Annotated in this window: 13 protein-coding genes; 6 read left to right on the top strand and 7 right to left on the bottom strand. The window is 68.4% G+C overall.

Features of this window, described 5'->3' with window-relative positions:
• Positions 1-11 precede the first annotated feature (11 nt).
• Together E0E18_RS09735 and E0E18_RS09730 are read left to right on the top strand one after the other, a co-directional pair.
• Positions 12-989: a hypothetical protein gene (locus E0E18_RS09735; protein ID WP_130840533.1), complete on the top strand. Its 978-nt coding sequence runs from the start codon at positions 12-14 to the stop codon at positions 987-989.
• On the top strand, positions 986-2,023 hold the full coding sequence (locus E0E18_RS09730) for a TRAFAC clade GTPase domain-containing protein (RefSeq protein ID WP_130840531.1): 1,038 nt from the start codon (positions 986-988) through the stop codon (positions 2,021-2,023). The genes E0E18_RS09735 and E0E18_RS09730 overlap by 4 nt, the downstream gene beginning before the upstream one ends.
• 36 nt (positions 2,024-2,059) lie before the next feature.
• On the opposite strand, the gene E0E18_RS09725 is transcribed toward E0E18_RS09730, so the two are convergent.
• Entirely contained in the window at positions 2,060-3,538 is a 1,479-nt protein-coding gene (locus E0E18_RS09725) for a tetratricopeptide repeat protein (RefSeq protein WP_130840529.1), read from the bottom strand.
• 258 nt (positions 3,539-3,796) lie between these two features.
• Here E0E18_RS09725 and E0E18_RS09720 point away from each other — a divergent pair, with 258 nt between their 5' ends.
• The 3 genes from E0E18_RS09720 to glfT1 are packed head-to-tail and all read left to right on the top strand — an operon-like array spanning position 3,797 to position 5,900.
• Positions 3,797-4,489, top strand: a complete 693-nt coding sequence (locus tag E0E18_RS09720; RefSeq protein WP_130840527.1) for a hypothetical protein — start codon at positions 3,797-3,799, stop codon at positions 4,487-4,489.
• 31 nt (positions 4,490-4,520) lie between these two features.
• The gene (locus tag E0E18_RS09715) at positions 4,521-4,928 is read left to right on the top strand and encodes a hypothetical protein (protein WP_130840525.1); all 408 of its coding nucleotides are present in this window, start codon (positions 4,521-4,523) and stop codon (positions 4,926-4,928) included.
• 36 nt (positions 4,929-4,964) lie between these two features.
• Entirely contained in the window at positions 4,965-5,900 is a 936-nt protein-coding gene (glfT1, locus tag E0E18_RS09710; RefSeq protein WP_227871091.1) for a galactofuranosyltransferase GlfT1, read from the top strand.
• 63 nt (positions 5,901-5,963) lie between these two features.
• Here glfT1 and E0E18_RS09705 read toward each other — a convergent pair whose 3' ends face one another.
• The 5 genes from E0E18_RS09705 to E0E18_RS09685 all read right to left on the bottom strand — a co-directional run bounded on the left by E0E18_RS09705 (position 5,964) and on the right by E0E18_RS09685 (position 9,807).
• Positions 5,964-6,461 carry a GtrA family protein gene (locus tag E0E18_RS09705; RefSeq protein ID WP_272914249.1) on the bottom strand — a complete coding sequence of 166 codons (498 nt, stop codon included), beginning with the start codon at positions 6,459-6,461 and terminating at the stop codon, positions 5,964-5,966.
• The gene (locus E0E18_RS09700; protein WP_078057142.1) at positions 6,451-7,050 is read right to left on the bottom strand and encodes a GtrA family protein; all 600 of its coding nucleotides are present in this window, start codon (positions 7,048-7,050) and stop codon (positions 6,451-6,453) included. Before E0E18_RS09700 ends, E0E18_RS09705 begins: the two co-directional genes overlap by 11 nt.
• 77 nt (positions 7,051-7,127) lie before the next feature.
• Complete coding sequence (locus E0E18_RS09695; protein WP_130840523.1) at positions 7,128-8,378, bottom strand: hypothetical protein; 1,251 nt, start codon at positions 8,376-8,378, stop codon at positions 7,128-7,130.
• A gap of 149 nt (positions 8,379-8,527) precedes the next feature.
• Complete coding sequence (locus E0E18_RS09690; protein WP_202616718.1) at positions 8,528-9,238, bottom strand: N-acetylglucosamine-6-phosphate deacetylase; 711 nt, start codon at positions 9,236-9,238, stop codon at positions 8,528-8,530.
• Positions 9,235-9,807 carry a hypothetical protein gene (locus E0E18_RS09685; protein ID WP_130840521.1) on the bottom strand — a complete coding sequence of 191 codons (573 nt, stop codon included), beginning with the start codon at positions 9,805-9,807 and terminating at the stop codon, positions 9,235-9,237. Before E0E18_RS09685 ends, E0E18_RS09690 begins: the two co-directional genes overlap by 4 nt.
• A gap of 81 nt (positions 9,808-9,888) precedes the next feature.
• Between E0E18_RS09685 and E0E18_RS09680 the strand changes: the two genes are divergently transcribed.
• A complete protein-coding gene (locus E0E18_RS09680; RefSeq protein WP_110482277.1) occupies positions 9,889-10,248 on the top strand; it encodes a hypothetical protein in 360 nt (119 codons plus the stop codon).
• Between the two features lie 44 nt (positions 10,249-10,292).
• Here the strand turns inward: E0E18_RS09680 and E0E18_RS09675 are convergent, their stop codons facing one another.
• Entirely contained in the window at positions 10,293-12,677 is a 2,385-nt protein-coding gene (locus tag E0E18_RS09675; RefSeq protein WP_237559726.1) for a hypothetical protein, read from the bottom strand.
• Between the last annotated feature and the right edge of the window lie 44 nt (positions 12,678-12,721).

The following is a 12,721-nucleotide window of genomic DNA, read 5'->3' as shown; positions in this document are numbered from 1 at the left end:
ATGACCGAGCGATGTACTCAATTTCACTCAATGACGGCGAATCCGAGTCCCTTGAAGACCGGGGGATGCTGAAGATCCAGGTGTTCCCTGTCGGGGCCGAGAACGCTGACCTCCGCGTCACCGTGGCGGGAGAGGGCATTCTGTGCATGAACCCGAATCCCTCTCTCGCCGTGGTCACGTCGGTGCCGACGGCAGCGACGATCACGGTGACCCACGGCTCCGGAGGAGTTTTCCCGATAGAGCAGTCGGTCCGGGTCTCGGTCACCAGGGGTGCCGAAGCCACCGTCGAGTTCCCGATAGTTCGGGTGGGCGGAGTGTCCGAGAAGCTACTCGGTCGGATCTCCCACGAGGGGGACCGTTACGTGTTCACGGCTTTCGGTTCCTCCGACAGTGAGGAACTGCCCGGTTCGGTGATGGCGGTCTCCTCCGCCCTGCGTGCCCACCTCACGGAGGTGCCCACGATCTCGCGTATCCATCTGACAGCTGACACCGGTGCAACGTTCGGGAGCACGGTCCCGGACGAGGACCTCGCCGCCGCCGTGACTGTCGTCCGCGGCGTCTCCGGAACTCTCGGTGCCGACACGGTGGATCTCACCACCGGCGGCGGCCGGCGGGGCGAGGTTCCCTGCAGCTCATTGGAGGGTGCCCTGCGGTCCGCCTCGGAGGCTGACAGCACGCGTGTCGGGGCGGAAGTGCTGCCCCGACCGGCGGACCTGCCGCCGGACGAGCTCAGCATCCACCTCACCGCCACCCCGGTGAGCGGGATGTTCAGCTCGACCGCACCGTCACTGGTGATCGCTCTCGGGACCGGCGCGCCGGCTGAACAGGAGCTCTACGCCATGTCCCCGGACAGGACGCCCCGGACCGGGTTCATCGCAATCACCGGGCAGCTCAGCTCGGCGATCAACGGCGGCGACGGCTCCGCGTTCACCGCCGGGGCCGCAGTGGTGGCAGGTGTGCTCTCCACGGCACGGGAGGAGTACAGGTGACCTCTTCAACGACACTTTCCCGGGACCCCTACACTTTCCAGCCCCTGGCCGCCGGTTCGACACATTCCGCCGACGGCCATCCGCTGCCGACCGGTTGGGCGGACGCCCACGTCCACTGTTTCGCGATGGCCGGTGCCAGGGCGTCCGGCAAGAGTCTCTACACCGCGGTCGTCATCAAGCAGCTCGAGGAGCTTGCCGGCCGCTTCAACAGGGTGGTCGAGCCTGCGAACAGTTCCACACGGGACCGGTTCCGCACCTTCTACGAGACTCCCCTGTACCGGGAGATGAAGCACATGCCTGCGACGCCCCCGGTGTCGAACGCCGACGCCTACCAGCGTGATCCTCTGATCTTCTCCCTGGGACGTTGGGCGGACGCTGACGGGACATTCCGCCCGCACTTCCTCGTCCTGCGGGACGTCGCCGGTGAGGATCTGGAGCATCTTCCGGACTCCCCGGGTGAGCTGGAGTTCTTCCGTCACTCGGATCTCATCGTCTTCCTGTTCGACCCGCTGGGGGTACAGCAGATCCGCACCTATCTCAAGGGACTCATCCCTCCTCAGAACCTCACCGGAGGCGACCCGGAGGACGTCCTCCGGAACATCATCTCCGTACTCGGTGACCAGCGTCCCCGGCTGGCGGTCACGATCTCGAAGTTCGACACCCTGCAGCAGCTCGCCGAAACCGGTCAGAACCAGTGGGCCGAGATCATGGGAAACAGCGGCGCGGCGTTCCGACGTGACTCGGGGCTGATGTTCAACGCCCACGACCAGCAGCTGCTCCACATGGAGATTGAGAGCCTGCTCCGCTACATGCAGGCTGACCGTCTGGTGAACCTCATCAACCAGGACTACTGCTGGACCGGACAGGGAAGTGGCGCGCCTGTGGACAGTGCGCGGTACTTCGCTGTCTCCGCTCTCGGCGAGTCACCACGCGGTGAACAGCTCAGCAGAAGAGGCATCGCGCCCTACCGGGTCCTCGACCCGCTGCTCTCTGTTCTGGTGCCCCGGGGACTCTTCCTCGAACGGAACAGCTGACTGCGGTCAGAAAGATGACGGTCAGAGAGCTGACGGTCAACGAGCTGATTCACGGCACCAGAGTGCCCTGTCGGTGACCCCGGCGCGGTCGAACAGTTCCGCAGCCTCGAGGAGGAATGCTCTGCGGTGGTCCGCGTACCGGGGCCCGGCAACCTCGTACAGCTGAGCGAGCGACACCTTGACCTCCGCGACTGCTCCGAGATCCGCACCTGCCACTGTGCCGGCACCGGTGCCGGACAGTTCCTCGTTGACGGACAGGAGCAGTCCCATGGCGACATCGGGATTGCCTGCGGTGTACTGGGCGTAGGAGAGTCGGATCGTCGCCCAGGCAACCGCCGAGAGGTCACCGACGCCCCGGGCCATGTCCAGCGCCTCGGAGTAGATGTCGTACATTTCTGCAGGCCGACCGACTTTTTCGAGGCACTGTCCCAGTTCCAGCATCGCTGTCACCGTTGCTGACCCTTCTCCTGACCGCCGGTTGAGGGTGACGAGCTGTTCGGCGAGCTTGAGCCTTTCGCCGTCACCGTGCCCGGTCACGGTCCCGGGAAGGCTGAGGTGGAGGCTCACCGCGGCGATCCGGACGGAGTCCGGCGCGTCCTGCGGCAGTTCTGACGGGTCGGCGGAGAACACGGTGCGGTACAGCTGTTCATCCGCCTCCGACGCCGCGACGGTGTCGCCGAGCGCGGCAGACACTCTCCTACCCGTCTGCAGTACCGTTGTCGCCCACATGAGCACCGGAAGACCGGGGCGTCCCTCCGTCACCGAGGGTTCCCGGCCGAGCAGTTCACGGAGCTGTCCCAGAAGTCCCTGCGCCCTCTCAAGCTCGGGAACCGTGGACGCTCCGGCCACCAGCTGCTGTACGGCGGTGACGAGACTGTTCCACAGATCGACCCGGTCGGGGGAGTCCGGCTGTGACGCGAGCCTGGCGACCGCGGCGTCCCAGGAGAACTCCTCCCCGGAAATTCCGGGGTCATCCTCCCTGCCGGGGTCAACCGGCTCCGGGGTGGACGCCGGTCCGAGAGCTTCCCCGGGTGAGGGAGCCTCCTGTGCCTGCCGGACCGCCTCCAGCAGAGGGCGGGCCGTGGACTCCGCGACGTCCAGGTTCTCCTCGGACCGGGCGACACTTTCCGCCAGTTCTCCGGCTGCCTCGAGCTCCCCTTCCGCAAGCAGGCTCTCTGCCAGGTAGAACCTGCCGGTGGCGAGCATGTAGGGATCCCCCGCGGACAGTGCGAGGGTGGCCAGCAGGGTCGCCGCCTTCGCAAGCTCCGGGACGGCACCGTACGCGCCTGCCGCGATACATCTGGCACAGGCCAGGTCGCGCAGGAGGGGGAGTCTCTGATCGTCCGGGCCCAGCTCCCCGACCCGCTCCGACACTTCGTCGAGTTCCGAGGTCAGCGACAGGAACTCGGGTCCCCAGCTGTCGTCCGCCAGTTCATCCCATCTCTGTTCCGTCACATGGTGGACGGAGGTGAGGTTCTCCATGACGGACAACGTGTCCAGGGCTCCACCAGGCATATTCACTCCGCTTCAGGAAACTGTGATTGTCCACAGAATAACAGCAGCTGCCGGAGCCCGGTGCCCGCGACAGTCCTCCCGGGGAGTCAGCCACCCGACAGGCGGTCCGTCAGCCCGGAATCCGGCCCGTCACAGTACGGGTGCACCGGGGAACACTCCCCGGAGGACAGGACCGAGGGTGGAGCACTATGTAGTATCCAGGTTGCACATTGTAGTCGTCCGGAACGTCCTGACTGAGAACTGAGGGGTACATAACCTGTGAATCGCCTGTACCGACCACTCGCCGCGATCCTGGTCTCCGCCACCGCCCTGCACCTGGTCGGGTGCACCGGGGAGGAACCGGGGAGTCCGCCCGGGGTCACGTTCACGACCTCGCCTGACCTGCCGTCCGCACAGACGCCGAGGTCCACCTCACCGCAGGCACCGACCACCGGTGTCACTGCGGAACCGACCGGCACCGACCAGACCCCGTCACCGACTGACGGCGGTGGCGGCGTCGCTGACGGTGACGGCGACATCGGCGTCATCGACGGCGTCTCTGTCACCGTCTCAGCCCCCGAAGAGCAGACAATGCGGCTCGACAACTTCTACATCATCCAGGTCGGCGAGAACCGCTTCGAGATGGTGAAGGACCTGCGTCAGTACACCCAGTACAAGACTCTTCCCGCGGTGAGCTGGAAGACCGGCACACAGTCCGGGAAGTGTTCCACGCACATCACCTACTCGGACCAGGCCGGTCAGGTCATCGCCCGGAAGGACTCGCGCCAGTGCGGGTTCACCGCAGACAGTGAAGAGGCCGACAACGACGTGGAGTGGGTCGACCGGTCACTTCTGCCTGAACGCGGATCCGAGGCACCGGTCACCGTCCGTGTCTCCGTCACCCCTGACGGTGGCACGGAAGCCACCGGCGAACAGACCGTCATCATCCGGAACCCCGCCACCAACCGCTGACCGTCCCCCGACCGAAAGAGAAACCCGAGACATGATCACCCGCCTGTTCCCCCGCCCCACCGTCCTCACCGCGGCTCTCGCAGCCCCCGTGGCGGCGACCGCCCTCCTGCTCACCGCCTGCGGCGGTGATTCTCCGATGAACCAGGCCCAGGCCTGCGACTTCCTCAACGAGTTCTACTACGACCATCTCCGCGACTTCGAGTCCGACGATGACCACCCGGTCGCCGACCATCTTTCCGAGGACCTCAACCGGGACTACAAAGATGCTGTCGCCGCACTGCGGGACGCCGACGAGGAGGGGCTCCGCAAGGCAGCGGAGAAGATGCCCTCCACCACCGGAGACCTCGTCGATGACACGACCTCGACAGTGGAGAGCGCCGTCGACCGTTGCCCGTCCCTCAGCGACCCGGACTACGGCAGTACCGGCAGCGACCGGTGACAGGTACACTGCCTCACCCGTGGCACAATGATCCCCATGCCGGAGCCCGCTCACGATTCCTTCCCCCTCAACACCCTCCTCGACCGAAACGGCACAACTGCCGCGGTGATCGTCACACACAACCGTGTCGAACTGCTGAAAGGGTCGCTGGGCGTGGTCTGTTCCCAGACCCACCGCGTGGACAAGGTCATCGTGGTCGACAACGGTGCCGATGACGCCGTCAGGGACCTGGTGGACGCCACCGCCGGGGACCGCGGCGTCTACGTTCCCTCCAAGACGAACCTCGGCGGTGCGGGAGGTTTCGCCCTCGGTTTCCTCACCGCCCTCTCCCTCGGCATGGACGCGGTCTGGTGCGCCGACGACGACGGCCGCCCCGCGGACGACAGTGTCCTGGAGACCCTCTATGACGTGGCGGAGAGGAACCGGCTGGCCGAGGTGTCGCCGGTGGTGTGCAACATCGACGAGCCCGGGCGGCTCGCCTTCCCCCTGCGCCAGGGGGTGGTGTGGCGACGACGCCTGTCCGAACTGCGGGGAGATTTCCTGCCGGGGATAGCCAGCCTGTTCAACGGGGCCCTCATCAGCGCGGGAACGATGGAGGTCATCGGAGTGCCGGACTACCGCCTGTTCATCAGAGGGGACGAGGTGGAGTACCACCGTCGTCTGGTCCGGTCGGGGCTACCCTTCGGTACCTGTCTGACGACCTCCTACCTGCATCCGGACGGTTCCGACGAGTTCCGTCCGATCCTGGGCGGGAGGATGCACACCCAGTACCCGGACAGTGAGTTCAAGCGCTACTTCACCTACCGCAACCGCGGTTTCCTCATGAACCAGCCGGGCATGCGCAGACTGCTGCCCCAGGAGTACGCCCGCTTCGCCTGGTACTTCCTGGTGAAGAAGAAGGACCCGGAGGGTTTCCGGGAATGGCTGAAACTCCTGAGGCAGGGGCAGCAGGAGAAGTTCTACCGGCCCTAGGAGACCGGGACCGGACCGGACAGGGAAGAGCCTGCTGACGCCGCGCCCTCACAGGACCCGCCCTCACAGGACCCGGAAAATGACCCACCTCTGGATGATGAAGTTCAGCACCGTCGCCGTCCCCTGGGCGATGACGAAGCTCACCGCCCTGGTCCAGAAATCGGAGAAGTCGTGGTCCTCCAGCCAGGGAATGCAGAGCTTGTACAGTCCCAGCTGGACCACGTAGGTCACCAGGTACGACAACATCGTCACGACGAACCGTCTGGTCGACGGATCGGCCTGGAAGGTCCACCGGCGGTTGATGAAGTACGCGGTGAGCGTACCCAGCACGAACCCCACCGTCTTCGACAGGCCGTCGGAGAGCCCGGCAAGGTGCAGAAGGTACGTCGACCCGAAGTCGACGACCGCACCGACCACGCCGGTGCACACGAAACGGAAGAGCTGTGTGGCCAGGGGCACACGGACAGTCACGCCCGTGGCGTCCTTGCCGTCCTTCCCGGCCGTCCCGACGCCCCCTGAGCCGCCGGGACCCCCGGAACCCACTGAAAGATCAGCCGACACTGGCCACCCTCACCTCTCCCTTGCCCGGCCGGTGCCGGAAAGTCCACAGTTTGTTGAACAGGAAGTTCGCGGGGATCGCGACGATCACCCCGATGAAGTTGCCCCAGTAGGCACGGGTCCGGACACCACTGGAATCATCCCAGATCTCCCTCGACAGGGCGATCGGGGAATCATCGTTGACCAGGGCGGTCTGCACCACCAGGGTGATGAGCAGACCGAAAACACCCACGAGCATGAAACTGAACATCGGCCTCAGCCACGGGGTCCCGCGGCGGGTCCTGAACGTGAACTTCCGGTTGAGGAAGAAGTTCCAGATGTTCGCGACGATGAAGGCCAGCACGCTGAAGACGTGGTACCAGCGGACGTGGAACGCCGAACCGAAGAGGTTGACGAAGGGACTGTACTGGTCGAATCCCCACACCGCCCTGGTGATCCTGTTGGACAGCACCATCACGCACTGGTTGACCACGAATCCGGAGGCGCCGACGGTACCGAAGGTGAGGAACTGCTTCAGGATGCGGCGCTTACGGCCCCTGGGCCGGGGCGACCTGGGGGGCCTGGGCGGCCGTTCGGTGACGGCATCGGTCACGGGTGGGTCCTCACTGACGACGGGAGACAGGAATCATCCCACCAGGTTACTCAGCATTCACCGGTTTGAAAGAAACGTCAGGCCTGCAGCAGGAACCGGTACATTTCCAGCCGGTCGACAAGACTGCACTTCGGCACCAGCGGAGTCACCTCGGAGGCGGGGCCGTCCCACACGTCCGCTCCGCAGATGGCGAGCAGCCGGCCGGAGGCGGCGGACAGTGCGCGGATCTCCGCGGCGTCCAGGGGGTCGGAGGAGAGTTTTCCCTCCACGGGGGCGAGGCCGGCGTCCGCCCGGGTGAATCCCAGGGCCGCCATGAGCATCGCTGTGACCTCGTCGGAGGTCTCCCGGTCGGACAGGGTCGACAGGGCCACGACCCGCGACCAGGCTGCCGCCCGTCCGACCTGGGACTTCTCAGCGGGAAAGCTCTCCAGGACCCCTCTGGTGGTGTCGGCGACCTGCGCGGGTCTGCCGAGATCAAGGGCCTGAAGCAACGGGGTGAACTCGTAGAGGTCCCCGCCGAGGAGAAGTTCCCGCAACTCAGGTGCCAGTCCGCCGAGGATCTCCGCGACAGTCTCCTCACCTGTCAGTGCGACGTTCACTGCGGCGAGGTCGACGTCGCGGGGCAGTCCGACAGGGTGCTCGAACTCCCCGGGGACGGGCACAGGTGTCGCAGGGGTCTCCGGCAGAGAACCGGACAGGGTTCCCGGGGGGAAGGCGGTGGGGGGGTCGACGACGGTGAGGTCGGAGGAGGGGGTGCCGCTGTCGTCAGGGGCGAAGCCGCCGGCGAGGCAGACGGCGTCGGGGGTGTGTCCGTCGCGGGGCATGGCCCCGGCGGTGGTGACGGTGACCGTGTACCCGTCGACGACCAGGACGCCGGTCCCGTCGCGCCCCAACGCCTCCCGTAACGGTGTACCGATGGAGCCGGCCGTACGCGAGTAGACCCGCAGACGGTCGTCCCTCCGGGCCTGCAGAGACCAGGTGGAGATACGGCTGTCGCCGTTCCTCTCCTTCTCCGGGGTGAGCATCGTGGCTGCTCCCGGCCAGTCCAGGGAGATCAGTACGGAACGGACCGTGTCCGCGACCGACAGTGCACCGTTGAGGCCGAGGGCGCGGGTGAACCACCCGAGACCGGTGACGTGGTGTTCCGCGAGGAGCAGGAGGGTCAGTTCATGGTCGGCCGCCTCCGGGGGCGGTGCGGGCACGGCGTTCACGGCGTCGTGGACCAGTCCAGGCAGTTCGAGGACCGAGGCGAGCCCGTCGGTGCCGCCGTGTGCGCCGAAACCGCGCACGGCGGCTCCCCGACGCTGCGGCAGTTGCTGGGCACTCATGTCGCCCAGCGTAGCGCTGAGTGTGCGCGGTCGCCGTGGACGTCGGGTGCACCCTCCTGGAACCGGCCACGGTCGGCCGGGGACGGTCTGCCGGGGACGGCGCAGGAGCGGTACCGGTTCAGCCACGGGCCGGTCGGGTGCCCGACCGGTCAGTTCAGGACGAGGGGCAGGGCACGCAACGGTCCGCCGTGGTCCTCCCCCAGCCTCTGGACCCGGAGCTTGTCCAGGGCGTTCCACCGTTGTGCCAGTCCACGCAGTCCCCGGGCCGCGGCCATTGTCCTGCGTACCGCCTCCGCCGCATCCGGGTCGAGGACTCCCGGGACCCTGCCGACGACCGGGGTGAACTCGTACCCGTCCCAGGCCGCAGCCCACGCCGGCTGGCGTTTACCGGGGTTGACCTCAGCGAAAACTGCCCTGTTCCTTTCGACCTCGGCCGCGGCCCGTTCCACGGTGGCCGGGACGTCCACGGTCTGCAGTGCGGCGGTGGTGTCCTCCGGGAGACGGAAGGACGCCGCGGCCTCCGGACCGCTGACCGGCATGCCACCGTCCCCCGCGACAAGAACCGGCCGGGCGAGGAGGAGTCGGAGCATCGCCTCGCGGGAACTGCGCTCCGCGATCCACTCCGCGTCCGCGGCGAAACCGCGGACACCGTCCGCGTCGACCAGCCAGGCACCGGAGAAGTCCCCGAGGAGGATCCGGGCGTCCACCTCGACCTGCCACACGGCGGTGACGTCACCGACGGTGGACGCCACGAGCACCGGCGGGTCCTGGGGGCGGGTGCCTGAACGGGGGTCCGTCGTGGTCGCCGGCATGCCGGGGGTCCCGGCAGATGCGGAAGCCGCGGTGCTCCCGGCGGTCACGGACGTGCACCTGCCCTCGTCGACTCCGCTCTCTCCGCCGCCGGGGCGGGTGCGTCAGCTCTGGTCAGCCTCTCCGCGGCAAGAACCGCACCGAACTGCGCGAGCCCCCAGACCGTCGAGGGGAACCGTCGGAAGAGACCTCCGACCAGGGGAATCTTCCCGCCTGCCCGGCCGATCCACGACGTGACCGCCCGGTCGACCCTCCTGTTCAGCCAGCTTCCCGCCGCCGCCACGATGACGGCACCGGCCGCGGCCCCGACGAGTTTCACCGCCGGGGGAGTGGCGGAGATCTCCGCGGCACCGGTACCACCGCGTCCGGTGGTCTCGGCTTCGGAGGCGACCCGGGCAGCCTCCGCCGCAGCGTCCCGCGCCGCGACCGCGGCGGCGTCCGCCCGGGCCCGCTGTGCCCTTTCCACGGCTGCGGCGGCACCTGTGGCCAGGACGCCGGCGGCCACGGCCCTGCGCAGTCGAGGCCCTTTCACCAGGTCGTTGACGAGGTAGTAGCCGACTGTCGTCGCCCCGAGGACGGCGAGATCGGTGGTGCTGTTCCTGTCAGGTACGGCAGACATTGCCACCCTCCGTTTCTCCGGTGTCTCGCTGTTCGCGTACCTTCCCGAGTGTAGTTGACCGGCGGGAGTAGGCTGGTCGCCATGTTCGGCAGGAGAAACAGGGGCGACGACGGCGAAGGCCGGGACCGGCTCAAGGAGCGTATGCGTCGCGACATCGCCAGGGCCGGTGACGGCAGTCCCGCCGGTGAGCGGGGGTCCAGGGCACAGACATCCGTCGTGGGCGGCACCGACCCGGACGCCCACTATGAGGCGGCGCAGCACATCGAGGCCCCGGTGAACGAATTCATGGCCAGGCTTCTCGCCCAGGAACTCCCGATCCTGGACTCCACCAGCCGCTCCATCGTGAACCACGCCCTGCGGGTCCACAAGGAGGAGGGACGACCGCAGATCACGTGCGTGGCGGAGCTCCCCGAGGAGATCCGCGAGATCATGAACCTCTGATCTGCCCGGGCCGTCACGCCTCAGGCCCGGCGGGCCGTCACGCCTCAGGCCCTGCGGGCCGCGGCGTCCTCCCGGCAGGCTTCCGCGAGACGCCACCGGCCGCGGTACTCCGCCGCCCCCGCCGCAGCATCGGCGAACGTCGCTGCGGTGGTCGCGTTGCCCAGGTACGCCAGCGCGGCGGCCCCCGCGCGCAGCAGTCTGACCGGGCCGTCGTCGTCCGCACCTGCCTCAGCGGTGCCGCAGACAGGGGTGAGGCCTGCCCCAGCCCAGTTCTCCCCCACCGCTGCCAGCCCCGACCCCGCGACCGAGCAGGCCTCATGGTGCGCCCCTGCCTGGACCAGGGCCTCAGCGAGGTCCGCAAGGTCTGCGACGTGGTCGACCAGTCCCAGGGGGGACGCCGGCGGCGGAGCGGGGAGGGTACGGGCCACGGCGGTGACCGTGGAAATGACCGTGGCGTCCACGATGCCTCTTCCCGGGCGTCCGTACGCCGGATCTGTCACCGATCCGAGCAGCGCCCCGCCTGTCAGCGGCACCGCCCGCGGCAGCAGACGGGTCGCGGCCCACAGCCCCTGGACGGCACACTCGACGGCGTCGCGGGTGGGGAGGGTTCCGGCGAGGAGGATGTCAAGGTCGATGAGGCGCCGGACCAGCGGGTGGACCCCCGACCTGCGGGCCACCATGGCGCGGACCCGGGAGGGGGCGTCATGGGCGCTTCCTGCACAGGCACAGTCCCGCACCATGCTGTCGACCTGTTTCAGCAGTCCGACGGACGCCGGCGCGGTCATGCGTGGACAACCTGCACAGTTCGCCCGGGCACCCTCCCGTCCGTCTTCCCGGCCGTCTCCCCTCCCACCCGTGGCCCCGGCAGCCAGGTCCGCCCGACGGACGAACTCTCCGGCGACGTCGAGGACAGCCGTGTCCCCGTCCGCCGGGGTGAGACACCTCATCCGGTCGACGACGAGGTCCGCGGCGTCCGTGAGCCCCAGGAGCGTGTACATGACGGTGGCGCAGAGCGACTCGGAGGCGTCGAAGGACTCCGGGTCGACCGGCCCCACCCCGGGCAGCTCGGTCCGGCGGTGAGCCGGGACGGCAGTCCCTTGCCCGGTCACGGTGCACACGGCGTCCGGGAGGAGCGCGGCCGGGAGTGCGAGGCCCCGCAGTCCGGAGATTCCGGCGAGATCGTCCGTGGTGAGCGGCGGGACCGGATACTCCTTCACCGCCGGCACGAGTGTGGTCCACATCCTGCGGCCGTCGCGGGCGTCGAATCCGGCGGCGTCGGCCCGCAGTTCGCCGGCGAGACGCTCGGCTGTCTCGTGGACTGTCTCCCCTCCCTCCACCAGGCGACGGTGACCGAGGTCTGACGCAGGGTCCGACGACCACCCTCCGTGGACGACAGCCTGCAGGGCGGGAGCCGCGCTCGCCGGGACTTTCGCCGGATCAACCGTTCTGACCAGCAGCGACAGGGCCACCTCCGGTTGTCCGGCAAGTGCCAGGTACTCGATGACGTGCAGCATGGCGGGAACCATCTCCGGCACGCCCGCGGACGCTGCGACGACGGCGGCGACCCGGTCGACGGTCGTCGCAGCGTCCACGACATGGGCGAGGGGTACCAGCGACGCCGCGGACACCAGGGTCCATTCGGTGGTGCCCGCCCGTCCGGTGTCCTCGGCGTGTCCCAGCAGCCGCATGAGAGTGTCGAGGTCACCGCGCAGCAGTGCCACCCCGGCACGGGTCACCGCTGTACCGCGGGCCTGCTCCCCTGTCAGGTCCAGAAGCTCCCGGGCCTGTTCGACACGGCCGGTGGCGAGCAGGACCCGGGCCCGGACCGCGGCCACCTCCGAGGTTGATCCGCCGTAGTGGCGGATGACCTCGGCGGTACGGTCGGTCACGGCGTCGATCTCCGCCAGGGACACCCCGGGGTCCGCGACGGCCGCGACCGCGGCGTCCTGCCAGTGGAGCCGGAACAGGTCCGGCAGACGTCCCCCCTCCCCGTCGAGGGGTGACCCGTCCGTGCCCGGCGCGCCGACGGCGTCAGGGTGAGCAGGGCAGCGCTCCGGGTCGTGCCGGTGGTGGTGCCACAGTTCCGGAAGGTCGCGGACCGGGTGGCCGGCGACAGGGTGGCCGGCGACAGGGGCTCCCGGCACCGGCCCCGTCACCCCGGGGATCACCACGGGCCGTGGCGCGAGGGCGACGGTGTGCAGACGGATCCGGTGGCCCAGGTCCGCCGCAGCCTGCCGGGCACGCACCAGTGACGGGTGGGGCGAGGACGCCGCGACACCCGCAAGTTCATCACACATCTGCGTGAGCCGGTCGAGCAGTACCGGGGTGGGCAGTTCTCCGCGCCGGTGTGCCGCACGCAGCGTCTCCCACTCGTGGGAGATCCGGGTAACCCTGCCCTCAGCGCGATTGAGGCCACCGTAACCAAGCATTCCCTTACTATGGCATATCTGTGGTGGTGCCGGTGCACCGACGT

The organism is Corynebacterium neomassiliense (genome assembly GCF_900626215.1).
In the GTDB taxonomy this organism is placed as follows: domain Bacteria; phylum Actinomycetota; class Actinomycetes; order Mycobacteriales; family Mycobacteriaceae; genus Corynebacterium; species Corynebacterium neomassiliense.
This window is presented reverse-complemented; position numbering and strand designations above follow the sequence as displayed.